Here is a 26,997-nt window from a genome sequence, read left to right as displayed (position 1 = left end):
AAACACCAGCAAACTAAACAGACTGAGCGACAACGGGCGTGAAATCAATTTTTTCATCCTTTAACACTCCTTTTAGAATAGTTATATATTGGTCTTGCTGTGTTGCCGTAGCTTGGGATCTGAAAATCTCAAATATAGCAGTACATTTCCTAAACTCATGCTCATGTTCCATACCCAGAGTATCGGACAGCTTGAGAGATTGCAGGATATAGCCCAACGCAACCCTAAACTGCCGCAGTTTTATATAATAAAGAGCCAACTGATAGCAGAAGCGAAAATAATATGAAACATTCACAGGCTCTTCAAAATATTTAAAATCCTCAATTTGTTCGGCAAATGATTCAAGCACGCGCTCCAAAGGATAGTCGTGTCTGGTCGCTCCCTCAACAATGGAAAGAAGTCCTGGTAACAGCTCTTCCGGATTGTCACGAAGAAATTGAACGTATTCCTGCAACATTTCGGAACGACCTGACAAAATATCAAGAGCATATAAATTAGCTCTCGCAGCATGGCGATAATAATCCACTTCTGCTTCTCCATATGGATCGAGACCATTAAACCAGCCTAACTCTGCATATTTTTCAATGCAGTCTCGGGCGGCCTCATACTTGCCCTGTTTTTGGAAGGCCATGCCTTTCATAAGATGACTGTAGCCGTAATAGTAGACTAACGGCCGTTTGGTATGTATCGGTTGTATAGGTTTCTTGAATGCTTTGTAGAGCTGCCACTCTTGATACTTCTGGTTGACGTGGTAATACAGCTGATCGCATAAAGCGATCATATGGGTACCATCCATAAACGAAAAGGACAGCTTAATCATGTTAACAAGTGTGTCTAGATCTGTGATGTCGGAGTGAACAAGATCATCCACCCTCCCCACCTCCTTGTCCGACTTTTGTACTCATCAAACAAACCATGATCTATATCCCAATCAAAAATAACTTAATTACGTATTTATAACGTAATTAAGTTATATCATGAAATCAAACATATGACAAGGAAAATTATAAAATATTCCAGTTTTCAAAATGTAGATCCTATAGAGCATTCATTTGTTCAGTTCCATATGAAGCAACGGAAATGCCCGGCCTGATCCATCCAGCGCAGATCGTCCTGTTTGTTTAAAGCCATAATGTCTATAGAAAGCATGCGCCTTCTCGTTTTGCTCATTCACATCTACTTTGAGGTGCGTCCCTTTTATTTTTTCAGCATGCTTGATAAGTCGGCTGCCTGTGCCCTGTCTATGCCGTTCTGGGTCGACAAACAGCATCTCTATTTTCTGCCCGTCCAGCCCGATAAAACCCGTGGGCTCCTGAAGTTCAGTACATTCTACCCAAACTTCAAGTTCTCTAAAAGCGCCGTTACTTACGATGTGATGGTAAAATTGAATGTCCTCTTCAGACAAAAATGTGTGCGTTTGGCGTACTGCCCGAAGCCAAATATCTACGAGTTGATCATGATTTTCTTCTCGATAAGCAATAATGTCATGTGGCACTGTATTTCCCCCTTATGCGAATATCCGTATAGTATGGTTTGCAGTAAGTCTAACATGTGTATTTAGCAGCATTCAAACACAAAAAGGAGGCGGATTCTTCCGCCTCCTTTAGGTTACAACCCTTTACAATGTAACACCATTTTTGAAGATAGCAAGCTCCCTGAAATTGTTTTTCTCATTATTCACCCAGGTTCCACTGGCTACGTCAATAATGTAATCGACAAAGTTGCGTAGCGCATCTTCCATACTGACATCCTCCACCAGTGAACCAGCGTTATAGTCGATCCAGTGAGGTTTAGCCTTATATAGCGGCGAGTTGGTCGACACCTTCATCGTCGGAACGAACGAGCCAAAAGGCGTGCCTCGCCCGGTTGTGAATATGACGAGCTGACAGCCCGCTGCAGCAAGCGCCGAAGAAGCAACCAGATCGTTCCCCGGCGCGCTGAGCAGATTAAGTCCCTTGGTCTTGAGACGCTCCCCGTACTGAATAACATCGGTGACCGTGGAGGACCCGGATTTTTGCGTACAGCCCAGTGATTTATCCTCCAGTGTCGTGATGCCGCCTGCTTTATTGCCTGGTGACGGATTTTCGTATACTGGCTGCTTATAATCCAGAAAATATTGTTTGAAATCGTTAATCAAATGTACGATCTTATCGAATACTTGCTCATCGGCAGCGCGCTCCATTAAAATCGTCTCCGCGCCGAACATTTCGGGTACCTCCGTCAGTACGGTCGTTCCACCCTGTGCTGCCATATAATCCGACAATCGTCCAAGCAGTGGATTGGCAGTAATACCCGACAGACCGTCAGATCCACCGCATTTCAAGCCGATGTTCAGCTCAGACAAAGGTACAGGCTCCCGTCGATCTTCTTGCACAGCTGCAAAAATTTCATGGAGCAGCTTTACCCCTTCCTCCACTTCATCCGACACCTCCTGGGAAAGTAAAAACTTCACCCGCTCCGCGTCATATTCCCCGATGGCTTCTTTAAATTCTTTCATTTCATTGTTCTCACAGCCCAAACCAAGTACTAGTACGCCACCTGCATTCGCGTGTTTCACTGCATCAATCAAAATCGTGCGCGTATGTGCATGGTCGTCGCCCAACTGAGAACATCCATAGTTATGCTTGAGCACAAGTGCATTTTCAAAAGGTGAGATATCTCCCACTTCCTGCTTGAAGCGGTTTAAAATGAGTTCGGCAATTCCGTTCACACAGCCTACCGTCGGCACAATCCACAACTCATTGCGAATCCCTACACGACCATCCTTGCGCCGAAATCCTTGAAACGTCCGACTCTCCTGTTCATAAATATGAGGAGCTGGCTTAGGCTTGTAAGTATATTCCTCCACACCTGTCAGATTCGTTTTCGTATTATGCGTATGCACATGTTGACCTGCCTGAATGGGCTGAATGGCATGACCGATGGGATATCCGTATTTCAGAACATGCCCACCTTCAGGGATGTCCTGCAACGCAATTTTGTGCCCACGCGCTACATCCTCCGCCAGCTCCACGCATTGTTCTTGTTGTGCTCCCCATGCCAGCGTCTCTCCCTGCTTGTAATCACGCAAAGCGACAGCCACGTTATCTTGATCATGAATTTGAATGAATTCCAGCATTCCAGTCTCCTCCTTGCTTATGCTCCGGGTACGCTGTTCCCGGTTAGAGAATCGAGCGTCTCCTTCATTCCTCTGCTTGTAATTTCATACACGTGCTGCGCCGTTTGTTCAGCCAGCCCTTCGATCTGATTCAGATCTTGACCCCACCATGTCTGTTTGCTGAGTACCTGCTCGGTCAATTGCTTCGCTCCAGCGAGAGATCCGTCATACGTACTCCACAGTTCGCCAAACGTGCTCAATACTTCCGCTTCGTCGGCCAATGCAATCGACTCGCCATTTCTGTCTCCCCGGTAAAATACGAGTAAGGATGCTAGCGAAAATACGATTTTGGCAGGCAACGCCTTACGCTGTGCCACATACTGTAGCAAGGATGGCAAGTTCCGTGTCTTGAACTTGGATACCGAATTCAATGCGATGCTCATGACATAATGACTTACATAGGGATTACGGAACCGTTCAATCACATCGTCGGCATATACATTCAATTCCGCTGCTGGCGAGTCCAGTGTCGGAATAATTTCTTCTCGAATCAACGACTGGATATATTCGCCCATAACCTTATGCTCGACCGCTTGCCCCACTGTATCCAGGCCATATAGATAGGCTACTGGGGTAAGCGCCGTATGTGCTCCATTCAAAATGCGCACCTTCCGTGTACGATATGGCGCCATATCGTCGACAATCAGTACATTCAATCCAGCCAAATGAGCAGGTAATTCTTCTTTAAGCCACTGTGGCCCTTCAATAACCCATAAATGATACTGCTCGCCCACAACAACCAAATCGTCCTTGTAACCCAATTCCGCTTGGATTTCATGAATCCGGTCTTTGGGATAACCAGGTACAATCCGATCCACCAAACTGTTGCAGAACGTATTCGCTTTCTCTAGCCATGCAATAAATTCGGCCCCAAGCTCCCATTGGTTCGCATATTTCAGCACGATTTCCTTGAGAGCGTCTCCATTACGGTCGATGAGTTCGCACGGAATAATGACCAGTCCCTTGCTTTGATCGCCCTTGAAAAATTGAAAGCGCTTGTACAGAAAGGCGGTCAGCTTGCCTGGAAAGCTTTTTTGCGGGCGATCTTCCAATTGATCCTCAGGTGCATAAGCGATCCCTGCCTCCGTTGTGTTTGAAACAATAAAGCGCAGCTCTGGCTTTTGGGATAATGCTTCATACTCCATGAATTCCGGGCCGTATGGATTAATACCACGAGTGACGCACTCCACAACGGTATGCTCTTTCATGGCTTTCCCGTCCTTAATTCCTTCAAGGATAACCGTATAGAGACCATCCTGTACGTTAAGCTTCTCCACAAGGCCTCCTGGCTGCGGTTGTACAATCACAACCCCTGTATTCCATTCTGCCAGCTTATTCATTTTGTCAATTTGCCAGTCTACAAAAGCACGCAGGAAGTTCCCTTCCCCGAATTGCAGTACCCTCTCGGGATGTGGTTCTGTAATGATAAAGCTTTTTCTGTTTAATTGGTCTAATTCATCTACATGTTTCATCTGGAGTAGCCTCCCACTAGTACCATAATGATTTCACCGTTATTTTATCACAATGCACACGTTAACAAAATAGTTTTATCAACATTTTTAGTTTAAAAAAATAATAATGACAATAATATGAACACGTTAACATATACGTTTATATAAAAATATGCAAGTATATTGTCCTTCTTGCGTTGTTTCGCACCTGTTCCAAGACGGTTAAGGCTAACTATTACCCTATCCCGAGACCTTGTTCATATATACATTTCAGCAGAATAGACGCAAGAAAGCACGGGCAGGATAACACTACTTACTAGGCAGGAGGAGCATCTATGAAGACAATCGCAGATACTATTGTACAAGTTTTAGTTAATGCAGGGGTCAAGCGGATCTATGGCATCGTTGGAGATTCATTAAATAATATGGTGGATTCCATTCGCAGCAATGGTCAAATTGAATGGATTCATGTAAGGCACGAAGAAGTGGCTGCCTTTGCAGCTGGAGCAGATGCTGATCTTAGTGGCAGCATTGCCGTATGTGCCGGTAGTAGCGGCCCCGGGAATCTGCATCTGATTAACGGTTTATATGATTGCCACCGCAATCGAGTGCCTGTACTTGCTATTGCGGCTCATATTCCAAGTGATGAAATCGGAAGTGAATATTTTCAGGCTACACACCCTGAGCATCTTTTTGGAGAATGCAGTCACTTTTGTGAGGTAATTACGACACCGCGTCAAATTCCAAGAACAGTGACCATGGCTATTCAGGAGGCAGTTTCACGTTCAGGTGTTTCCGTCATTGTTCTTCCCGGTGACGTAGCAGCTTTGGAAGCTGAAAAGGTGCCCACTCCTGAACATGTCTATCACCCCACAGCACCTGTCATCCATCCGTCCGCTTCTGAAATTTCCCGGCTGGCCGAATATTTAAATAACGGTAAACGAATTACGCTGCTTTGTGGCGCTGGTTGTGCTCACTCTCACGACTTGCTTATGCAGCTGTGCGACAAGCTAAAGTCTCCCATGGTATCCGCTCTGCGAGGCAAGGAATATCTGGAATATAACAACCCTTATTATGCTGGATTGACGGGGCTGATCGGGTATTCTTCCGGGTACCATGCCTTGATGGATTGTGACGTCCTGCTCATGCTCGGAACAGACTTTCCTTACAGACAATTTTATCCTGAAGATGCGATTGTCCTACAGGTAGACATAGATCCTTCCCATCTCGGCAGACGAACTCCGTTGACGTATGGTTTATGCGGGGATGTAAGGGCAACGTTGGAAATGCTGCTTCCTCATTTAACGTCGAAGCATGATGCCAAGCATCTGGAAAAAACCGTCTCCCATTATGCCAAGGTACGCCAGGAGCTGGACGATCTGGCGGTAGGTAAGCCAGGCCATATGCCGATCCATCCGCAATATCTCGCCAAGGTTATCAGTGATGCCGCCCAGGAAAATGCTATTTTCACTTGTGATGTCGGTACTCCCACAGTATGGGCAGCACGTTATTTGCAAATGAACGGTCAGCGCCGACTTTTAGGTTCCTTCAATCATGGTACGATGGCAAATGCACTGCCGCAGGCGATCGGTGCGCAAGCCACTGAGCCTGACCGACAGGTGATTGCCCTCTCAGGCGATGGTGGACTCACGATGCTGATGGGCGACCTGCTCACCCTAAAACAGCATCAACTGCCTGTAAAAGTTATTGTTTTCAACAATGGCGCTCTCGGCTTTGTCGAGTTGGAAATGAAAGCAGCCGGATTCTTGGAAAACGGGACTGAACTGGTTAACCCTGATTTTGGTGCTGTAGCACAAGCCATGGGACTTAAGGGCACTCGGGTTGAAGATCCGACCATGCTGGAGGATGCCATTCAGCAAGCATTGGCTCATGACGGCCCTGTTGTGGTAGATGTGGTGGTGAACCGTCAGGAACTATCCATGCCACCTAAAATTAATCTTAAGCAAGCAGAGGGCTTTACGCTGTGGATGATGAAAGCCGTGCTGAACGGACGCGGAGACGAGATTGTTGAACTGGCAAAAACCAATCTCTTTCGTTAAATACATGACGAAGCAGTGCTCATTTCAACAAAAAAGGGGCAGGAACAGTGCTTGAGCATTGTTCCTGCCCCTTTGGGGCTTGCCTCTTTTACATAACAAAACTCAGCGTAGTCTGTCTGCCGTCGATTTCCGCTTCATGAGCGCGGTTTCCATAAATATAAGCTCGCCCTCATTGGACGGTGACTGAATTCGTTCCAGAATGCAAGCGGCTCCGCGCTCGCTAATCTGCTCAATCGGTCTTTTGACCGTCGTTAACGGTGGAGTCGTATACATTGAGAAGCCGATATCGTCAAACCCAATGATAGAGATATCCTCCGGTACTTTCAAGCCATTTTCAAATACCGCATTCATCGCACCAATAGCCATATCATCGTTAGAGCAAAACACTGCTGTCGGTGGTTCTTCCAAGGCAAGCAGTTGCTTCATTGCCAGACTTCCGCTTTCCGTATCATAGTGACCCTGCACAATATATTCGTGTCGGATCGGCTTACCACGATCAATTAATGCATTCATGAAACCCTCGCGGCGTTGCTGGGTCGACTTGAAGCCTTCTACCCCCTCGATAATCGCAATGCGTTCATGCCCGCTTTCAATGAGAAAGGAAACAGCTTCATAGGAGCCTTCCTTATCATTAGAAATCACATTTACAATCCCAGCCCCAGACACCTGCCGGTTCAGTACAACTAGCGGAATGCCTTGACCTAGCACATGATAAATAAAAGGGTTGTCCGCTTCGCTTTGACTCATCAGAATGATGCCATCAAAACGCTTGCGATGAATAGCAGAAAAATCAGCGTAATCGTCAATTCCTCGCACAAACAGATTGTAATCCACCCCAATGACGTTGTTAACTCCACGGATGGTATCCGCAAAAAAACTGGAGCTGGTGCCTTCTGAAATACTGGTGAAAAACAGGCCTATCGTATGCGAGCGCTGGAGAACCAGGCTTTTAGCATTGTAATTTGGAATGTAATTGAGCTGCTCTGCCAACTCCATAATTTTGCGTTTCGTATCTTCTTTAATCAGCGGGCTGTTATTGAGCGCCCGGGAGACGGTTGTATGGGAAACATTAGCCAGTTTGGCAATGTCTTTAATAGTAGCTGCCATATACGTATCCTTTCCTTAGTAAGGCTCTAAAAAATTATATACTCACCATACCACAGGAGCCGCCCGGAAAAGAAGACCTTCACAAATTATACGCGGTTGTCCGCATGTCGACGCTGTAATTCTTGAACCATTTCTGCATGTCTGCTGTCCGTCAGTTTGTACATTTTACCGATTACTAGCATGGCCAATGCCAAGGCAACAGCCGGATAAAGACAAAGCAAGGCTTTGATTCCAAGCAGCGTTCCAGAGGATTGAATCACATTCGGTACATATCCTACAAGCGCCAGTCCAATACCCGATAGAAAGCCGGACAAGGATTGAGCCAATTTACGTGAAAAGTTAAATAGTGAGTAGGTAATCCCTTCCTTGCGCTCCCCGGATGACCATTCGCCGTAATCAATGATATCGGACACGAATGCCCAGGTAACCCCGTTGGGAATACTAATACCAATGAACGAAATACTCGCCAGAATTGTGAAAATATATACGTTGGAAGGCATCAAAAAGTTAATCGAATCGGCAATAACGCTAACTAGCATCCCTAAGATTGCTGTTTTTCGTTTACCAAAACGCCGTACCAGTTTGGGCAGGAACAATACACCCAGCAGTGACGAACCGATAATAATAAAATTCATATACGCCATTAATTCTACATGTCCCAAATTATATTCGGCAAAATAGATCAACAGTGCGGACTTGATATTGTAAGCGGAAATGGTGAAAATCGTCATTAAAACGAGCACCAGCAAGGGTTTATTATTCGTAAAGGTGTGCACAATCACGCCTAAAGATAGCTTCTCTTTGGGCCCGGACTGGCTAATAATACGTTCTTTCGTTCCTCGGTAACATATGATGAAAGCGATCACACCAATGAATGACATGATCCCCATGACCACCGGATAGCCAACATGATGGTTAGGAAACAATAAAATAAGCGGCATGACCACGACACTGGTTACGAATAATGCGCCTAGTGATCCCGCCTGACGGAAAGATGACAACGAAGCACGTTGCTGAGTATCCTGCGTAATGGCAGCACCCAACGAGCCGTATGGAATGTTTACAATAGAGTAACCAATCCCCCAGATCATATAGGACGCGTAGGCGTAAATGAGTTTGCCTGTGGGTGAAATATTCGGCGAAATAAAGGTAAGAACCGTAAGAATTGCTAGGATAACGCTTCCAACGACAAGAAAAGGTCTAAATTTTCCGCGTGTACCGATATGTTTGCGATAATCAACAAAGGACCCTACAATGGGATCACAGACGGCGGCAAACAGCTTGCTGACCAAGAAGATGCCTGCGGCGGCTCCTGCAGAAACCCCTGCTACATCCGTAAAAAATTTCAGCAAATACAACTGCCCCAAATCAAACATGAATCCGTTTCCAAAGTCACCCATACCATACGAAATCTTTTCTTTCAGGCTAATATGCTCACCTGTCTTGTTGTCAGTTTGGACGCTCTCCTGCACGATAGGCACTCCCATACCTACACACTCCTCTACACTTGTAATTATTTTCACATACTCATTGATATCTATTTTGGTTTTTAATTGCTCTTGCCGAGAGTTGGGTACAAGCTCCTAGCAAGAGCTCCTTTTCTCTGAAGTTAGTGAGTCCTCACTTTAGAATGTAGCGTCACTTACTATGAACAACCGTTGGGAAGTTAAAATATTGCTCGGCGTTATTGTAGCAAATATTTTGTACCATGGCTCCGAGCAGTTCCATATCCTCAGGGGCCTTGCCCTCCTGAACCCACGTTCCGATTAAATCGCAAAGGATACGGCGGAAATATTCATGACGTGTGTAAGATAGAAAGCTGCGCGAATCCGTCAGCATGCCAATAAAGCGGGATAGCACTCCGTAATTAGCCAGCAGCTTCATCTGCTCCTGCATGCCTTCGATATGGTCATTAAACCACCAAGCGGTACCAAACTGGATTTTCCCTACTGTACCACCGGATTGGAAACTGCCTGCGAGACTTGCCAATACTGGATAGTCAACCGAATTAAGCGAATACAAAATGGTTCTTGGCAATCCTCCTGCCAGTTCCTGTGCGTCCAGTAATGCTGCCAGTGGACGGGCGAGGGAACCATCATTAACAGCATCGTAGCCTGTATCCGGTCCCAAACGACGGAACATCGCAGTGTTGTTGTTACGCAGCGCGTGAATATGGTACTGCATCGCCCAGCCGTGTTCTGCATACTGTTTGCCAAGGAAGACCAGCACGTACGACTTATATTTCGCCTCTTCCAAAGGAGTCACACGGCCTTCCTCCAGCCCCTTGCTGAATATGGCTGCTGCTTCCTCTGGTGTTGTTTCTTCAAAAACTACAGTATCCAGCGCATGATCAGATACCCGACCTCCGGCAGCATGAAAATGGCGCACCCGGCTTGCCAGCGCATTCAAAAATCCTTCAAACCCGGAAACGTCCAATCCGCTGACTTCACCCAATCGAGCCACCCATGGCTGGAAGGTTTCACGATTAATTTCCAAAGCTTTGTCGGGGCGGAAGCTTGGCAACACAGCTACTGGGAAATCGGTCAGCTTGCTGATTTGTTTGTGGTATTCGAGATGGTCGGTCGGATCATCCGTGGTGCACACGACAGTTACCTTCGAGTTCACAATCAGATCACGTGCCCCATAGCCCGGCCCCTGCAGCTTTTGGTTTACCTTTTCCCAAATCACAGGTGCGTTCTGTTCATTCAGCAACTCGTAGACACCAAAAAAGCGTTGAAGCTCCAAATGTGTCCAATGGTACAACGGGTTGCCGATCAATGTAGGTACAGTTTTGGCCCAGGCCAGAAACTTATCATAATCTTCACCATCACCCGTGATCAATCGCTCCTCGACCCCATTGGCCCGCATAAGTCTCCACTTGTAATGATCACCGTACAACCAAGCTTCCGTAATATTCTTGAATTTTTTATTTTCATAAATTTCTTGTGGACTTAAATGACAATGATAGTCAATAATCGGCATATCCTTGGCATATTGATGATACAAGGTTTCAGCCGTTGGATTACTCAACAAAAAGTTTTCGTCTAAAAACGTTTTGGTCATTACTTTCTCATCCCTTCTATAATCGTGTTTCTTAATTAATTGTTAACGTTAACAAAAATGTCCGAGACACTACTTTCCTTTTAACAATTACATTCTCATAACATAGAAATACACGTGGTTATACAGGATGAAAAAGCTATAATATGATTCCTGTATATCCTATCACGCTGGATTACTTCACCTTAAATTTAATGTTTACGTTAACAACAATTACATTGTAACCGCTATCCTTTGTGGAGGAAAGTGATTTTTATCATGTGAGCGGATAAAAATGATCTGCCCCATTTGAGGAGAACTGTTCTAAACCTTCTCGATGACCGAGACCATAAGAAAATTCCACAAATTTTAATTTCCGCGATAAATCAAACTTTGAAAACGTTTTATACGATTTTCTCTTTTTTTCTGAAAATTTCTTTCTTGAAAATACCAGTTATTGTATTATAATTGCAATATACATCCATTGATTTACATTGAAAGTATTTCATTAGTTTATTTCACACACGAAGAAGAAGAGGTGGTAGCATTGAGTACAAAAGTGCAAGCTGTTCAAACTAAAACTAAAACCAAATCCGATACAAAAGGAGCCGACCTTGTTGTCGACTGTTTGATTAAGCAAGGGGTTACGCATATTTTTGGCATTCCAGGTGCCAAAATCGATTCTGTTTTTGATGTTCTTCAAGATCGGGGTCCAGAATTGATCGTATGCCGCCATGAACAAAATGCCGCCTTTATGGCAGCAGCGGTCGGTCGATTAACTGGTAAGCCGGGTGTATGCATTGTTACCTCGGGTCCAGGCGCGTCTAACTTGGCGACAGGACTTGTCACCGCGAATGCAGAAAGTGATCCTGTCGTCGCCATTGCAGGTGCAGTCCCAAGATCGGAACGCCTGAAACGCACACATCAATCTATGGATAATGCCGGACTATTCGAACCTATCACTAAATACAGTGTAGAAGTAGAACACCCTGATAATGTACCGGAAGCCATTGCTAATGCATTTCGGATTGCGACCTCAGCCCAGCCTGGAGCCACATTCGTCAGCCTGCCGCAGGACGTGTTGACTTCGTCATCCGAAGTAACAGTCATTGAGAAGGTTTCCCTTCCCCAGCTTGGGACTGCACCCGCCGAGCTCATCAAACAAGTCGCAGACCAAATCAGAAAAGCCAAACTGCCCGTACTTCTTCTCGGTATGAAAGCCAGCACGCCTGAAGCCACCGCAGCTATCCGTGCTCTTATTCGAGATACAGATCTGCCTGTTGTCGAAACCTTCCAGGCCGCTGGAGCCATCTCCCGTGAACTGGAAGACCACTATTTTGGAAGAGTGGGGCTGTTCCAAAATCAACCGGGTGATATGCTGCTTGGAGCCGCAGATTTGGTACTGACGATTGGCTATGATCCTATCGAATACGACCCAAAAAACTGGAACATCCCGGCAAATCGAACACTCATTCATCTGGATGACCATCAAGCCGATATTGATCATGATTATCAACCGGACTACGAGTTAATCGGGAACATAGGTCTGATTGTGAGTGGCCTCGCAGAAGAGTTGCCTACCTTAAAGCTACCTAAATCCTCCTGCGACCAATTGAATCGTCTACGCCATGATCTGAACGAGCAAGCAGCTGTTCCAGCCCACAAGCATGATTTTCTGATTCATCCATTACAATTTATTCGCACACTTCGCAGTCTGATTGATGATAACGTCACAGTCACCTGTGATGTCGGTTCACACTACATTTGGATGGCACGGTATTTCCGTTCGTATGAACCGCGACGCCTGCTATTCAGCAACGGAATGCAGACGTTGGGCGTAGCACTGCCTTGGGGGATTGCCGCTACACTCGTCAACCCCGGTCAAAAAGTCGTGTCTATTTCTGGAGACGGAGGATTTCTGTTTTCATCCATGGAGCTCGAAACCGCTGTACGTCTTAACTCACCGCTAGTGCATATTGTATGGAGAGATGGTACCTATGACATGGTCGCCTTTCAACAACAGATTAAATACGGCAGAACGTCTGGCGTAAAATTTGGAGATGTCGATGTCGTGAAATATGCGGAAAGCTTTGGGGCCACTGGATTACGCGTCCACTCTCCTGAAGAACTGGAAAACGTATTGCAGCAAGCTCTTCATACGGATGGCCCTGTGGTCGTTGATATTCCGATTGATTATCAAGATAATATCCAGTTGGGACGCAAACTGCTACCAAATCAATTAAACTAACTTTTACCGAGACTTTCTCGTGACGGTTTCGTGACAATTAAAGAGCAACACGTTATTTTTTATAATTTTTTTGAGCTATTTGTGTTATTTACTGAAACATTACGTTTATTATTGAAAAAGAAAGAAAATGAATGCATACAATTACAAAAGGAAGTGTATTACCATGACCGTTGCAGGACTGGAAACCAAGCAAGAAACTGATCATGATATTTACCAAACGTCCACTATGCTTGCTCTATTAGATGGTCTTTATGATGGAGTTGTTGCCTTTGAGGAGCTGCAAAAGCACGGGGATTTCGGAATTGGTACCTTTGATCAACTGAATGGCGAGATGATCGCGTTCGATGGTGAATTTTATCACTTGCTTCCAGACGGTACGGCCCATCGCGTAAAACCGGAAGAAACTACTCCGTTTTCCACCGTCACCTTTTTCCGCGAAGATTTCACATATACTATTGACCATCCCATGCATCGTGAAGAGCTGGAAGCTTTGCTGCTAAAGCTGTTTCCAAGCCGTAATCTGTTCTATGCCTTCCGTATGGATGGCACTTTTCGTGAAGTAAAGACACGTACTGTGCCTCATCAAGTGAAGCCTTACAAACCATTTATCGAAGCAACCAAGTCACAGCCTACCTTTACTTTTAATGACGCTTCCGGCGTGATCACAGGCTTTTGGACACCTGCTTATGCCCAAGGGATTGGAGTAGCCGGATTTCATCTCCATTTTATTAATGATGAACGCACTGGAGGCGGGCATGTTTTTGATTTTGTTGTCGACAAGTGCACAATCCGTATTTGTCAAAAATCCAATCTACATCTTGTGCTGCCCGATACACCAGATTACTTGAAGGCTAATTTGTCCAGAGTAGACTTGGAGAAAGAAATCGCTGTTACTGAAGGTGCACAATAATTACGCATATAGCTCATCAAGGTACGGTCCCTTCTAGACAATAAAAAAGCAAAAGATCACAGTCAGAAAATGAGGCTACTGCTCTCTGACTGTGATCTTTTTATGTAGGCAACATATATACACAATGCCGCTTATGCTCTCACTCCGGCCTACTTATTCCTCGATCTGGTCTAACTTATCAGCATAATATTGAATGGCACGGGAGTACTCCTGTAATGTTATGTCTGCGGTCGTTTCAGCCAACTCCATGAGCAGCCCCTCCATGGCCTTCCCGTGTTCCCCCAGATTATATAACACCATAGCGTAGAATACCCGAAACGGTCTGTAATCCGGAAATTCGTTCATTCCTGTGTCCAACCACGCTTTCGCCTTGGCGTAATCCCCTAATACACGATATGTACTGCTTAATCCTAGGATGGCTCCTCTCCTGGAATCTGCGGCTAGTGCCATACCTAGGCTTTTTTCATAAAAGGGAACCGCCTCCCTTTCCATGCCCAATACGTCGTGCGTCCAGGCTGTCTGATACCATAACTCCGCTTCTTTCGGCTCCTGCTCAAGGGCCTCTAATAAAAGCTCACGTGCTTCCATTGCCTGTCCTGTACGTCTTAGATCGCTGACTTTTGCAATCATTTGTTCCATGCTAATTCCCCACTTTTTTCTTGACTATTTCCTTGAGATACATGTTACCCGACATTTGAATACGATGTAAATGGAGATTCTCAAATATAATGAAGCGCACAAAAAGACTCTCCGCTTAGGAGAGTCGTTATAGTCCGTTGTTACGACTTATTTAACCTTCAACGATGCTGTACTCAATATTCCCGCTACACGTTGCGTGTCGAAAATACGGGAAAGCTCCTCCACTGCTGTCAAGTACAGCAGGCCGTTGCCCTCCATCTTAGGAGAATTGCCGAGTGGAATTGTGCGTTTGATGAGTTGGGCGTATAATTCCGGTTCGGTGAGATCACGCTCAAAGCTCGCATTCGCCAGCTGCTTAATCAACGCCAATGCACCTGCTACGTGCGGAGTAGCCATCGATGTTCCGCTAAAGGTCGCATATTTCCCGCCCGGAACTGTGGACAAAATATCTTCTCCTGGTGCAACCAAATCCACCTCATTATTAGAATTACTGAACTCTGAGGCGTGTCTGTCAAAGTTGATAGCACCTACGCTGATCACTTCATTATAGCAGCCAGGGTAGCCGAGCTCGTCCGTTCTGTCGTCACCGTCTCCCTCATTTCCAGCTGCACAGATGACCAGGATTTGGCTGGCTACAGCCTTTTTTACTGCTTCATGAAGCTCAGGCACATCCTCAGGGCCACCAAGCGACATTGAGATGATGTCTGCCTTTTGCTCAATCGCATAATAGATACCTTGGATGATCCAGTCATATTGACCGGAGCCCTGCTTGTTTAGCACTTTGATGATGAGCAGATCTGCCTCTGGGGCGACACCTACGACACCATTCTCATTTTCCGCTGCCGCAATGGTTCCTGCCACATGTGTACCGTGACCGTTGTAATCCTTGAAATTTTCCGGATCACCTTCATCATCATCCGTGAAATTGCGGCCACCAATAATGCGTGCCTTCAGATCCGGATGGTCCGCATCACAGCCCGTGTCCAGCACCGCCACCTTTACTCCTCGGCCTCGAGTCTGGTTCCATACCGCAGGTGCCTGGATCATCTCCACCCCTCGCGGTATTTCATTCACTTGTTGCTCCTGCTTGATCACTTGGTAAGGAATGATATGCACTTTACGTTCCATCTTATTCCCTCCTTCATGGATTCAATTGGAAACCATCCGTCTTTGAAACTTTGAAAACCTCTACTGCATTCGAGGTTACTATATTCTAGCAATTTTTGAAAAGTTTGAACATCCCAATTTGCTTATTTTTGCAAAAAAAACAGACATCAACCAAATCAATTGGGAAATGTCTGCCTCTATGAGCCTTAGATTGATTCTGCTTGTAGCTCAGCCTTAGATAACAACGATTTGTGCTGCCATTTCCGGCCTTTCCAGCGTAAATAGTGAAAAATACCTCGTACCCATTCATCGCATGCATGTGCTATCCACACACCCAGCACACCATATCCCATATGAATGCCTAGCACATATGCTAGCGGGATTTTGATCCCCCACATTGAAATAATGGCCATCATTAAGGGGAACTGAACATCTCCTGCTGCTCGCAGGGAGTTAATGACCACGTGATTGAACACACGGCCCGGCTCCAGCAATATACAGAACAACAAAATCGCTGCCCCTAATTGAATGATCGCTGGCTCGTCCGTAAAGATCGCCATCACTTCATATCGGAAAAAGTATACAGCCACGATCACAGCAATCGTAATGACTAGTGACCATTTCAGGCTTCGCAAAAGTTGATGATATGCTTTTTCCTTGTCTCCTGCTCCAATCAGGCGAGCCACAATAATTTCGGTTCCCTCGCCGACGGCCATTCCAAATACCATAAAAAAATACACAATCGTATTCGTATAGAAATGAGTTGCAATCGCTGTTGTACCCATAAAGCTGACAAATCGGGTCACCATCATTTGACTAAGCTGATAAGAAAGCCATTCCAGCCCCGCAGGAATACCAATTTTAAGGATCGCCACCAGCTTGCTCCATTGAAGCTGTACATAATATTGGATACGAATCGGCGCACTTACACGTTTGTACAGCAGGATAAAAATCCACACACATGCGACGACGCGGCTAATAACCGTTGAAATCGCTGCTCCCGCCACTCCCATTTGCGGCAGACCAAACCAGCCGTATATGAGCAATGCATTTCCCACAACATGCAATATATTCATGCCGATGCCTACGATCATCGTATCTTTGGTAAAACCATGCGAGCGAATGACCGGCCCTGCGGTTAGCATAAGGGCTTCCAAAAAAAGCGAACCCCCTGCCAGCATCATATAGATTTCTGCATTTTCCTTAATGGTCGGAGTAATATGATAGAAGGATAGTAAAAAATCCCGGCTCACGATAAACATCAAACTCAGCGCCAGGCCAAATACCAGATTAAAGGTTAGTGCCGATGCGGTAACACGGCTTGCGTCCACATGCTTTTGCGCACCTAATAACTGAGCAATGATCACACCTACTCCAAGACCAAGCAGATTGAAGAGTATAATCGTAAATTCAATTAACTGTCTGGATACACCGACAGCCGATACAACCTCATCTGAAACATGGCTAAGCATGAACGTATCCACGCTACCCATCAAAATATGAAATAGCATTTCTATGAAGATCGGCCAAGTAATCGCGAAAACCGTCATCGTTTTAACGGCCTGCGCTTGCTTGGAGCCACTTTCCTGCGACAATGACATACTTCTGTATTCCTCCGCTTCCGTATGTAAATCCAAATTTACTCATACATTTTTTGATAACGCTTACTTATTCGTAAAAAGTCATATGTTTTTTATCATTTTTATAATATTCCAAGCGGTCCTGCAATTGTCCTGTGTGGAATTCGAACTTGTGTCCGTCTGGATCTGTAAAATAGACTGATCTTTTATCCTGTTCATTTCGCTCCCGTCCGGGCAGAATAGGGACATTAAGAGTTTTCAGCTTGTTAAGCATACTTTCAAAATCCGCTTCCGCTACTGAAAATGCAATATGCGTGTAGGAATGATGAATTTCATTTCTCGGAATATCCTCTTCCACATTGAGAGCCAACCACATTCCCAGGCAATCCAGATAAGCCAGCTTGCGTCCTTTAACGAGCAATTTTCCATCTAGTACATTCTGATAGAATTGTATAGACTTATCCAAATTAGACACCGAAAAGCAAATGTGATTCCATCCTTGTATGCTCATGCTTCCTATTCCTTTCAGCGAACCCTGTTCAGCCAGTAATTCCATGCTTCTGTATATTGGTCTAGATCTTCCGGATGATGGCGAATGCAGGTAGCTATACGAAAGTATAATCCCTGTAGCACTTCCCTGTTCAGCTCATATTCCCCTGTCATCTCTGGACTAAGCTTCTCTACCGCCGGCAAAATGGTATCGATGGTCAGCCTATCCGGTGAAGAACAAAAGGCATATATCAAATCATACAGAGGTTCTCCCACCACTGGATCAGGGTCAATAATACCTGTCAATGTACCATTTTCGGCAAACACAAAATTATGTACTCCGAAATCGCCATGAAGCAAATATTTAATATTCCGCTGCGGTGATCCGGCCACAAGAGTATGGATGAACCGATGATTTTCTGAGGGTAAGACGTCTTGTATAATCTTTTCGGATTCTTTCGTTCTGTGGAGCAAAAAATCTCTCCATTCCACAAACGGATGATCCGAATAACCATACTTGCGTTCCTCTCGAAGGGATTTGTAGTGTGCAATGACCTCTGTCGCCAGACTGAGCAGCAAATCACCCTTATTTCTTTCACTATATTGCCTAGTGAACCCTGGCTTGAACGCATATACCAAATAACGATGCAGCGAATCTACATAAATCACTCGAGATAGCTTCTCAATCTGTGCATAGGTTAGCAAAAATTCTGCCTCGGCTTTTACAATCGCGGGATCATTTTGCTTAATGACATATCGTGGTCTGGTACCGTCCATGACAACAACCACTTCACTCGAAGTTCCGCCAGTCAGCGGTTTGAGATTTTGCATATGGCTTTCAAGCACGCCTGCTTCATACAGCTCATTCAGGATAAATTGAATGTCCATGTAAAACCTCCCTATGCATCTGATCCATAAATAATACGACAAATAATGCGGCTGGCGCTTCGGATTGCTAATCTAGCCCACCTGTTCGCCAGCCATTCTTTTCTTACAAATATATTTTTTCATGCTCCGCATAGATTTCAAGCGCCCGCTCCATCTTATGGACATAGGCCTTATCCTGACTGGTACATAGAAAAGTGACATGTCCCTCCTGCAATTGGCCCGTTGTCAACGGAGCTGCCAGTAAATTACGCTCGGACAGCACCTGTTTCAAGCGTTTGACCGTTCCCTGGCTCCCATCAATGAGCTGAATATGAGAAGGCAGCAGTTCTCTCAAAATTTCCTTATAAAATGGATAATGTGTACATCCCAATACGACCGTACCATAGACGTCTAAGTTAAACGAAGACAGCTTATGGTTAAAATAATTGAACAATTCCGTACGGTCAAAATTCAACTGTTCGCAATATTGTACGAGCTCCGGCAAAGGCAATGAGTCCACACTTCCGTGATCGTCAACTCTGGATACTAGTGCCGCATAACCGGATTGTTTTAATGTCAACGGTGTCGCCAGCACCAGAACTCTTTTACCATTGGCTCGGTTCATCTCGACCGCTGGCTTCACGGCTGGTTCCATTCCGATAATCGGAAATTTATATTCCTTCCTTAGCTCCGCCACCGCGATACTTGTAGCCGTATTGCAGGCAATCACCAATGCCTTAATATCCTCTTTTAGAATCGTTTGCACCGAAGCCTTGACATAACCAAGCACCTCTTGGGGTGTTTTCGTTCCATAAGGAACATGAAGCGTATCCGCCATGTAAACAAAATTTTCGTTTGGCAAACGTCTTAGCGCCTCAGACAATACTGTAATTCCACCCAATCCCGAATCAAAAAAACCTATCTTCAAGCTACTCACCTTTTTTCGTTCAACTATGGTGTTAAATCTTGATGGCACCATGTTCATTTCCTTCCTCGCCTATCCAAGCATACTCTTCATTAGACTTTACATTTAAATTTTACCGCAAAACTGATATTTTGCAAAAGAAACACGTAAATTTCACAGTGTAAAAAATAAAGCAGCTTTTCAAAGTAAATTTAATATAGAAGTGTTGACAGATATTATCTTTATATTGTAATATTACGTGGTAACTTACTAACTAAACTTACTTATTCAACTTACTTAGGGGGAAATAAATCATGTCTAAAGTATTATTTGTCAAAGCTAATGATCGTACAGCTGAAGAATCTGCAACAGTTAAATTGTATAACGCATTCGTGGAAAGCTACAAGTCTTCCCACCCATCTGATGAAATCACTGAGCTGGACCTGTTCTCCGTCGAGCTTCCTTATCTGAACGCTAACATGATCAACGGCACGTTCAAATCCGCAAGAGGCATGGAGCTGAACGCAGAAGAAGCTCGCCTGGCAAACATCGCTAATGGTTACCTGGATCAATTCTTGGCAGCAGACAAAGTCGTATTTGCTTTCCCGCTCTGGAATATGACGATTCCAGCTGTACTGCACACATACATTGACTACCTGAACCAAGCTGGTAAAACATTCAAATACACTGCTGAAGGTCCTGTAGGTCTTGTAACTAACACTAAAGTAGCCCTGTTGAATGCAAGAGGCGGCGTTTATTCCGAAGGGCCTGCTGCTGCTGCTGAAATGTCTTTGAACTTCATGAGCAACATCTTAACCTTCTTCGGTGTTAAAGACATTGTGAAGGTTGTACTGGAAGGGCATAACCAAGCTCCTGACCAAGCACAAGAGATCGTTGCTTCTGCCGTACAACGTGCAGTAGACGCAGCAAAATCGTTCTAATTATATATATGAAAAAAAGAGGATGTCCGCACCCTTTACGGGATGGAAATCCTCTTTTTTTTGCTACAAAATACAAAAACACGTGCTCCCCTGATCTGTGATCAAGTAAGAAGCACGTGTCTGTATGAGCTTACCTCTATTTAAGGAATGAACTGCTGCACGATTTTTACAACCCTACCGTCACGAAGCGTAACATGGTATGGAAATTGGCTGAGGTCCAGAACATCCTTTTTAGCAAAATCCTTCTCAAACTGTGCCAAAGGAATGGATTCGTTCCATTGCACGTCTGTGTCTTCTATATTCCCTGTGTGGTCATAAATCTGCACCTCTACCGTAGCATCTGGTGCAACCTGATACACGTCATTTTGTACGGAATTGTTTACGATGTAGTAGCCATCCGGCGCTCCATCCAATCCTGTATTTCCTTCATGCTCCACAAATGCTTTGTCTGCTGCTGCGCCTTCATACCATTCAATCGGGTCTGCTGACAAATAAATTTGTCCATCGCGAATGTCCATTTGGTTTATATATACGGTCTCCTGATTTTCAGCAGCTGCTACAGGTGTGTAGCCTTGCGCTGTTGCCCCTGCCGTCGTAATCAGCATCATCATCAAAGTCAATACGGTCCATTTCGAAGCTAATTTCATCATGTCTGATCTCTCCTTGCCGTTTGGGTATGTACACGGTGTCTGTAAGCTTCATTACCCTTGTGTACCTATCATAAACTTTGAACGGTTAAAAAGTGTATCAGATACATAAAAAATAAGTTACGATTTTTTAAGACTTGGTCTTAAAACTTGATGACATGTCCTAATTTACCTTTGTTATTTTAGTAATCCCACCTGACGTGCCTGTTCCTCGGTGAGAATAAACTCTTCATTTTGCCATACCTCGTCCTCTTTGGTTACAGCAAACATCCCCATAATCTCTGTCCAGATTCCTTTGTCGGCGGCTTCCTTTTGTGTAATGATTATTTTCATATGAATCCCATCCTCCTCAAGAATGCGTGCAATGTGTAGCCCACTGCGCAAACAGATGGTTTCTCCGATCGCTACTCCAAATCCAACTGCCCGCTTCGTTACTCAGCTTATCCTTGCCATTATCATCTTTCATGAATTTATCCAAAACAACAACGATCTAACAAACTGATACCAATACTCAGACTAAAATATATCTTTTCGTTTCAAAGCTCCAACCCTTATATATGGGAGCCACAGTGCTTGTCCTAAATTGCAAAAGGGATAACTGTTCCGCTTATAACATATGTACCCTTTTCCCACCGAGATTATTCGTATTTTATTTATGATCTTAAAACTTTTATTACTTCCGTGGGTAATGATCTATTTGGAACGACTGGGTATAAAATAAAAACGGCTGCAGTTATCCTACAAGCCGTTTCTACTAATAAATTTTTATGTTTGGTCCGTTCTCGTAGCGGTCACGAGCCGCATACCGTTACTTCAATAATTCTGATGTTTTTGCCCTATTTTTACACGGAAAAGTAAAAAGGCTGTACGCATACAGGCTTGGACACAGTTACTTGTTGTCCAGTATAGGTCAAGCGACCGCTTGCCTTGTCCACTTTGAAGGTAACAATATTGTTGGTGTCGCGGTTAGCCACGAGCATATAATCACCATTAGGTGTCAAAGCAAAATGACGCGGATGCTCGCCTTCAGCAGATACATGCTCCACTAGACTCAGCTTGCCTGTTGCAGCGTCTACAGCGTACACTACGATGCTATCATGTCCACGGTTGGAACCGTACAGATAAGCTCCATCCTGTGAGATCGCAATTTCTGCTGTTGTGTTTTCGCCAGTAAAGTCAGACGGCAATGTCGGTACACTCTCCAGCTCAGTAAGCTTACCAGCTTCTGCATCATATGCGAAAGAAGTAATGGAAGAATCCACTTCGTTAATAACAAAAGCAAATTTACTGTTCGGGTGGAACGTCAAGTGACGTGGACCTGCACCTGCATGGGTTTTTGTTTCACCGTGCAGCACCAGTTGCCCTTTGCTGTCATCAATGGTATAAATACGGATCAGATCCAGTCCAAGATCTTGTACGAACAGGAAACGGCCGTCCGGGCTAAAGAAGCTGGAATGTGGATGTGGACGATCCTGACGCTCAGGATGCGCTCCTTTGCCCTCGTGCTGTTGAACATCCAGCAACTCACCGATACGTCCGTCCTCAGTCAGAGAGACCAGCCCTACCATACCTCCGTGGTAGCTGACCACAATCAGGTAACGATCGGATGGATCACGCTGAATATGACAAGTTGTGGAGCCTACGTTTTCCGCACGATTTAGCAATGTAAATGTGCCTTTAACCGGGTCAATTTCAAAAGCAGAGGCTTCGCCTACCTTCGCTCCTGCAGCGGAAGTTGTCTCGCCAATAGAATACAGCTTCCGATTTTTAACGTCCACATTTAGGAATGTAGGATTTTTCAAGCCGGAGAACTCATCCTGTAGCGTCAGGGCTCCTGTCTGTTCATTAAAAGTATACGAATAAACTCCGTTACCTTCCAATTCGGCGTAAGAGCCTGCGAATACGAGCAATTTTTGTTGTGCTGTCATGGTTGTGTCCTCCTTGGATTAAAAAAATGATGAGCAATTGGAATGATTGCTCCTGTTACAGATATTGCTTTAAGAGGCGCGCTCCACCACAGGCTCTGTAGACAATGCTACATTTCCTGCTACGGCACGCGAGATCATGCATGAGGTTTCAGCCTGCTCTGCAAGGCGCAATGCTTGTTCGATTTGTGATTCTGCTGCATCGACGGACAATAGAACTCGCGGACGATGCACGATTCGGCGATATGTAAAAATGTTGTTCGTTACATCGACGATCCCTTCCGATTCCAGTGCCAGTGATACCACCGGGAGACTGGCACGCTCCATCATCGCCGCCAAAGTAATCAGATAGCAGGTAGCAGCTGCACCGAGCAGCATTTCATCCGGATTGGTGCCCACACCAGGGCCTCCCATCTCAGCCGGAATCGAAATCGCTGTTCGCAACTGTCCGGCCTCAATACGCCCGTCGCTGTTGCGCCCCCCGTTCCAGTCTGCCTTGAGCAGAAAGGTATGCTCCATTTCAGGTCACTCCTCTCTCTTGTATTATGAATCTTTACACAGGTGAATGTAAAGGTTAGTCAATCTCCTGATTTTTAGTTTCGGTACCCAGCAACCATACAGCAGCTGCTCCGATCAGGATCGCTACGAAGAAAATCGCAAAGATAGATGGTAACGCTATGCCTTGTCCTACGAGTATACCAACCACAAAAGGCCCGATTACGCCCCCAATACGGCCAAATGCAGCTGCCATACCCACACCGGTAGAACGGGCAGACGTTGGGTATAGCTCCGGGGTATAAGCATACATGGCGCCCCATGCACCGAGATTAAAGAAGGACAAGCAGATACCAGCAGCCAGCAACATCCCCGCCGTTTCCGAAGTTCCAAACCAAATAGCGGACACTGCTGTGAGCAACAAGTAGATAATTAGTACAAATTTGCGACCCAGCTTTTCAATCAGATAGGCAGCGGTAAAATAACCTGGTAATTGTGCAAGTGTCATGATTAGGACATACTCAAAGCTTTTAACCAGCTCAAACCCTTTCATAAACATTATACTTGGCAGCCACAGGAACATGCCATAGTATGAAAATACAACTGTAAACCATAAAATCCACAGCATTAGCGTAGACTTGCGATGGGGTCCTGACCAAATCGCAGCCAAGCGTGCACGTAACGGAAGTTTGACGCTTTGCTGTTTGTATCGCGGTGAATCCTCAATAGCTCTGCGCAAATAAAGAGCGTACAGGGCAGGTACTGCGCCGAGAATAAAGGCAAGCTGCCAACCATATTTCGGAATAACAAAATAGGCAATAAGAGCCGAAAGAATCCAACCTGCCGCCCAGAAGCTTTCCAGCAGCACAACCGCTCTCCCTCGTTCTTTCACAGGCACTGATTCTGACACCAGTGTCGAAGCAACAGGCAATTCTCCACCTAAGCCTGCGCCAGCAATAAAACGCAGCACCAGCAGCATACCGAGACCTGTAGCCAAAGCAGACAAGCCACTGGCAATGGAAAAGATCAACAGGGTCCACACTAATATAGCGCGTCTGCCGTAACGATCTGCCAAAATCCCTGCCAAAGCAGCCCCAAATACCATTCCTATCGAATTCATTGCAGTCAGCAGACCAATCTGCTCTGACCCGAGATGCCACTCCTTAGCCAATGCTGCGACTATAAATGAGAGCAGCCCCACATCCATAGCATCAAACAGCCAGCTAAGTCCTGCGCTAAACAGCAATTTCCTTTTTTTGGCTGGTGGTAATGAAGTTAATTCACTCATGATCCGCTCTCCCTTAAAAATGCATCGTATGTAGACGTATATCCAGGTGTCTTGTCACCTGTAGTCCAGCCTCTATTGTACCGCAAGCTTCCTCAATCCGCGAGCATTTTAATACAAAAAAAACGGAAGATTGCCTATGGCAATTCTCCCGCCTTCTGGAACCTGCCACTTACCGGTTTTGGACCAGACCGATGATCGTCACCATGAGCACCAGCAGCTGGATGAGTGTATCGTTACTCATTCCAATCGCCTCCATCCCATATGAGATACTCCTTCGGCCGTTTCCCCTCTCCCCGGATTATGACGCTTGTTCCCCACTACATACCTATGCAGGTGGCGGGAAGCTTATGATCAATATTAGACACAAATCTTCAAACATACATTTAAGGTTTAATCCAGGACCACTGCAAATCCATTTCCTGAATGCATTCACGACTATCATGTTCATCATTGGCCACCAGCGGGGTCACCGGATAAATGCTCATATCACCTTGCTCATACGTACGCAATAAAGGCAGCAACTCATCAATGTTCTGGAGCGACGGATCTAGCCATGAATCTATTTGGTCTACTTCCAAAATAGCGGGCATACGGCTGTCAAATTCACGTATATCCGTATTAGCTTGAACCGTCATCATCGTACAGGTGCGTAACGGTTCCTTTCGGCTATCCTGCCATATCTCATATAGCCCCGCGACCGCAAACATTTTCTGTTCCGGCAATACCACTCGGACGGCACACATGCGTTTTCCTAATTTTCGCCAATAATAAAATCCATTGCACGGAATAATACAGCGACGGGTTTCCGCCATCTTGCGATAACTGGGATTTACCCGAACGGTATTCAGGTCTGCATTGACACAATCCTTGCCCCAATAGGGAATAAATCCCCAGCGAAATTCATCAAGCACCCGTTCTCCATCCTGATGCAGCACGATTGGAACATGCTGGGTGGGACTCATGTTATAACGTGTTTTATAATAATACATGACACGTTGTATACCAAAATGATCCCTGACCTCATCCAAATCTGCCGATAACGAAAATCTTTTGCACATATGCAATTCATCCTTCCGCCTTTTTTTACCTATTGTGCGGATATACAAGGAAAAATATGCATAAGGAAGAATTTTACAAAAATCTGATACTCAAAACATATAGCAATATCCCCGCAGTCATGAAGCTACGGGGATAGATACTAACTTATATCGTTATTACTTCTTCTCTACAGCGTGGCCGCCAAATTCATTGCGCAGTGCAGCAACTACTTTTCCGTTGAATGTATCGGCATCCAGCGAACGGTAGCGCATCAGCAAGGACAAGGCAATGACCGGAGTTGCTGCCTGAAGATCCAGTGCTTCCTCAACTGTCCATTTACCTTCGCCGGAAGAGTGCATAACCCCACGGATTTCGTCCAGGTTTGCATCTTTGGAAAATGCGCGTTCTGTCAAGCCCATCAGCCAAGAGCGGATAACGGAACCGTTGTTCCACACACGCGCTACTTGTTCGTAATCAAAGTCAAAGTTACTTTTCTCCAGCACTTCAAAGCCTTCACCGATGGATGCCATCATGCCGTATTCCACACCATTGTGAACCATTTTCAGAAAATGTCCGCTACCGGATTTACCTGCATACAGATATCCATTTTCCACCGCTGTATCGCGGAAAATAGGCTCAACAACTGCCCAAGCTTCTGGATCGCCACCGATCATGTAGCAAGCACCGTTGCGCGCGCCTTCCATACCGCCAGAAGTTCCTGCATCCATGAAGCTAATACCATATTCTTTCAGACGGGCATGGCGAGCAATGGACTCTTTGTAATGAGAGTTTCCGCCTTCGATAATGATATCTCCTTTGGACAACATCGGTTGAAGCTGATCCAGTACAGAATCAACAATTTGGTGAGGAACCATAATCCACAGCACTCTAGGGGATTGAGTTGCTTGCACAAGCTCTTCCAAAGTAGAAGCACCCTTAGCTCCATAATCCTTCATTTCTTGGATTGCAGCTGCGTTGACGTCGTAAGCCACAACTTCATGCTTATGATCGATCAGGTTTTTTCCAAGATTCAAGCCCATTTTTCCCAAACCAATTAATCCTACTTGCATTATAAAGGCCTCCTGCCGTAGCAAATATATATTTT

General features: G+C 45.3%; 24 protein-coding genes. 4 read left to right on the top strand and 20 right to left on the bottom strand.

The window, feature by feature from the left end; genetic code table 11:
- Positions 1 to 13: 13 nt before the first annotated feature.
- The 4 genes from ACUC6J_RS10485 to ACUC6J_RS10470 all read right to left on the bottom strand — a co-directional run bounded on the left by ACUC6J_RS10485 (position 14) and on the right by ACUC6J_RS10470 (position 4,629).
- On the bottom strand, positions 14 to 871 hold the full coding sequence (locus ACUC6J_RS10485; protein ID WP_016821078.1) for a DNA-binding protein: 858 nt from the start codon (positions 869 to 871) through the stop codon (positions 14 to 16).
- 177 nt (positions 872 to 1,048) lie between these two features.
- Positions 1,049 to 1,495: an acetyltransferase gene (locus ACUC6J_RS10480; RefSeq protein WP_017428348.1), complete on the bottom strand. Its 447-nt coding sequence runs from the start codon at positions 1,493 to 1,495 to the stop codon at positions 1,049 to 1,051.
- Between the two features lie 123 nt (positions 1,496 to 1,618).
- On the bottom strand, positions 1,619 to 3,118 hold the full coding sequence (locus ACUC6J_RS10475; RefSeq protein WP_045243827.1) for a UxaA family hydrolase: 1,500 nt from the start codon (positions 3,116 to 3,118) through the stop codon (positions 1,619 to 1,621).
- 17 nt (positions 3,119 to 3,135) lie between these two features.
- A complete protein-coding gene (locus ACUC6J_RS10470) occupies positions 3,136 to 4,629 on the bottom strand; it encodes a tagaturonate reductase (protein WP_447250139.1) in 1,494 nt (497 codons plus the stop codon).
- A gap of 314 nt (positions 4,630 to 4,943) precedes the next feature.
- On the opposite strand from ACUC6J_RS10470, the gene poxB reads away from it, so the two are divergent.
- Positions 4,944 to 6,668 (top strand): ubiquinone-dependent pyruvate dehydrogenase, encoded by a 1,725-nt coding sequence (gene poxB / locus ACUC6J_RS10465; protein ID WP_447250138.1) that lies wholly within the window; start codon positions 4,944 to 4,946, stop codon positions 6,666 to 6,668.
- Positions 6,669 to 6,770: 102 nt separating this feature from the next.
- Here the strand turns inward: poxB and ACUC6J_RS10460 are convergent, their stop codons facing one another.
- The 3 genes from ACUC6J_RS10460 to uxaC all read right to left on the bottom strand — a co-directional run bounded on the left by ACUC6J_RS10460 (position 6,771) and on the right by uxaC (position 10,838).
- Entirely contained in the window at positions 6,771 to 7,775 is a 1,005-nt protein-coding gene (locus ACUC6J_RS10460) for a LacI family DNA-binding transcriptional regulator (protein WP_016821073.1), read from the bottom strand.
- Positions 7,776 to 7,861: 86 nt separating this feature from the next.
- On the bottom strand, positions 7,862 to 9,262 hold the full coding sequence (locus tag ACUC6J_RS10455) for an MFS transporter (protein ID WP_016821072.1): 1,401 nt from the start codon (positions 9,260 to 9,262) through the stop codon (positions 7,862 to 7,864).
- Between the two features lie 151 nt (positions 9,263 to 9,413).
- Entirely contained in the window at positions 9,414 to 10,838 is a 1,425-nt protein-coding gene (gene uxaC, locus ACUC6J_RS10450; RefSeq protein ID WP_447250137.1) for a glucuronate isomerase, read from the bottom strand.
- A gap of 514 nt (positions 10,839 to 11,352) precedes the next feature.
- Here uxaC and alsS point away from each other — a divergent pair.
- Entirely contained in the window at positions 11,353 to 13,062 is a 1,710-nt protein-coding gene (gene alsS, locus ACUC6J_RS10445; RefSeq protein ID WP_026065499.1) for an acetolactate synthase AlsS, read from the top strand.
- A 163-nt stretch (positions 13,063 to 13,225) separates the two neighbouring features.
- Complete coding sequence (gene budA / locus ACUC6J_RS10440; RefSeq protein WP_016821069.1) at positions 13,226 to 13,972, top strand: acetolactate decarboxylase; 747 nt, start codon at positions 13,226 to 13,228, stop codon at positions 13,970 to 13,972.
- A gap of 153 nt (positions 13,973 to 14,125) precedes the next feature.
- Here the strand turns inward: budA and ACUC6J_RS10435 are convergent, their stop codons facing one another.
- The 6 genes from ACUC6J_RS10435 to murI form a co-directional block, all read right to left on the bottom strand.
- Positions 14,126 to 14,611 carry a tetratricopeptide repeat protein gene (locus ACUC6J_RS10435; RefSeq protein ID WP_019687058.1) on the bottom strand — a complete coding sequence of 162 codons (486 nt, stop codon included), beginning with the start codon at positions 14,609 to 14,611 and terminating at the stop codon, positions 14,126 to 14,128.
- A 147-nt stretch (positions 14,612 to 14,758) separates the two neighbouring features.
- A complete protein-coding gene (locus tag ACUC6J_RS10430) occupies positions 14,759 to 15,739 on the bottom strand; it encodes a S8 family peptidase (protein ID WP_153795175.1) in 981 nt (326 codons plus the stop codon).
- 185 nt (positions 15,740 to 15,924) lie between these two features.
- Entirely contained in the window at positions 15,925 to 17,319 is a 1,395-nt protein-coding gene (locus tag ACUC6J_RS10425) for an MATE family efflux transporter (protein WP_447250136.1), read from the bottom strand.
- Between the two features lie 67 nt (positions 17,320 to 17,386).
- Entirely contained in the window at positions 17,387 to 17,809 is a 423-nt protein-coding gene (gene fosB / locus ACUC6J_RS10420) for a metallothiol transferase FosB (RefSeq protein WP_167440917.1), read from the bottom strand.
- Positions 17,810 to 17,823: 14 nt separating this feature from the next.
- Entirely contained in the window at positions 17,824 to 18,675 is an 852-nt protein-coding gene (locus tag ACUC6J_RS10415) for an aminoglycoside phosphotransferase family protein (protein ID WP_167440916.1), read from the bottom strand.
- Between the two features lie 103 nt (positions 18,676 to 18,778).
- Positions 18,779 to 19,633, bottom strand: a complete 855-nt coding sequence (murI, locus tag ACUC6J_RS10410; protein WP_045243833.1) for a glutamate racemase — start codon at positions 19,631 to 19,633, stop codon at positions 18,779 to 18,781.
- A 239-nt stretch (positions 19,634 to 19,872) separates the two neighbouring features.
- Here murI and ACUC6J_RS10405 point away from each other — a divergent pair, with 239 nt between their 5' ends.
- Positions 19,873 to 20,499, top strand: coding sequence for an FMN-dependent NADH-azoreductase (locus ACUC6J_RS10405; protein ID WP_031463358.1), 627 nt, complete (start codon positions 19,873 to 19,875; stop codon positions 20,497 to 20,499).
- A 140-nt stretch (positions 20,500 to 20,639) separates the two neighbouring features.
- Here ACUC6J_RS10405 and ACUC6J_RS10400 read toward each other — a convergent pair whose 3' ends face one another.
- The 7 genes from ACUC6J_RS10400 to gnd all read right to left on the bottom strand — a co-directional run bounded on the left by ACUC6J_RS10400 (position 20,640) and on the right by gnd (position 26,962).
- Positions 20,640 to 21,149 (bottom strand): hypothetical protein, encoded by a 510-nt coding sequence (locus ACUC6J_RS10400; RefSeq protein WP_019687054.1) that lies wholly within the window; start codon positions 21,147 to 21,149, stop codon positions 20,640 to 20,642.
- Positions 21,150 to 21,323: 174 nt separating this feature from the next.
- Positions 21,324 to 21,479 (bottom strand): hypothetical protein, encoded by a 156-nt coding sequence (locus ACUC6J_RS10395; RefSeq protein WP_013370850.1) that lies wholly within the window; start codon positions 21,477 to 21,479, stop codon positions 21,324 to 21,326.
- A 509-nt stretch (positions 21,480 to 21,988) separates the two neighbouring features.
- The gene (locus ACUC6J_RS10390; RefSeq protein WP_404303710.1) at positions 21,989 to 23,074 is read right to left on the bottom strand and encodes a lactonase family protein; all 1,086 of its coding nucleotides are present in this window, start codon (positions 23,072 to 23,074) and stop codon (positions 21,989 to 21,991) included.
- 69 nt (positions 23,075 to 23,143) lie between these two features.
- Positions 23,144 to 23,590: an OsmC family protein gene (locus ACUC6J_RS10385; RefSeq protein ID WP_019687051.1), complete on the bottom strand. Its 447-nt coding sequence runs from the start codon at positions 23,588 to 23,590 to the stop codon at positions 23,144 to 23,146.
- 55 nt (positions 23,591 to 23,645) lie between these two features.
- On the bottom strand, positions 23,646 to 24,854 hold the full coding sequence (locus ACUC6J_RS10380) for an MFS transporter (protein ID WP_016821055.1): 1,209 nt from the start codon (positions 24,852 to 24,854) through the stop codon (positions 23,646 to 23,648).
- 383 nt (positions 24,855 to 25,237) lie between these two features.
- Positions 25,238 to 25,912 carry an SOS response-associated peptidase gene (locus ACUC6J_RS10375; RefSeq protein WP_017428335.1) on the bottom strand — a complete coding sequence of 225 codons (675 nt, stop codon included), beginning with the start codon at positions 25,910 to 25,912 and terminating at the stop codon, positions 25,238 to 25,240.
- A 156-nt stretch (positions 25,913 to 26,068) separates the two neighbouring features.
- Positions 26,069 to 26,962 (bottom strand): phosphogluconate dehydrogenase (NAD(+)-dependent, decarboxylating), encoded by an 894-nt coding sequence (gnd, locus tag ACUC6J_RS10370; RefSeq protein ID WP_102997927.1) that lies wholly within the window; start codon positions 26,960 to 26,962, stop codon positions 26,069 to 26,071.
- Between the last annotated feature and the right edge of the window lie 35 nt (positions 26,963 to 26,997).

The sequence above is a fragment of the Paenibacillus sp. JJ1683 genome (assembly GCF_053006485.1).
This window is presented reverse-complemented; position numbering and strand designations above follow the sequence as displayed.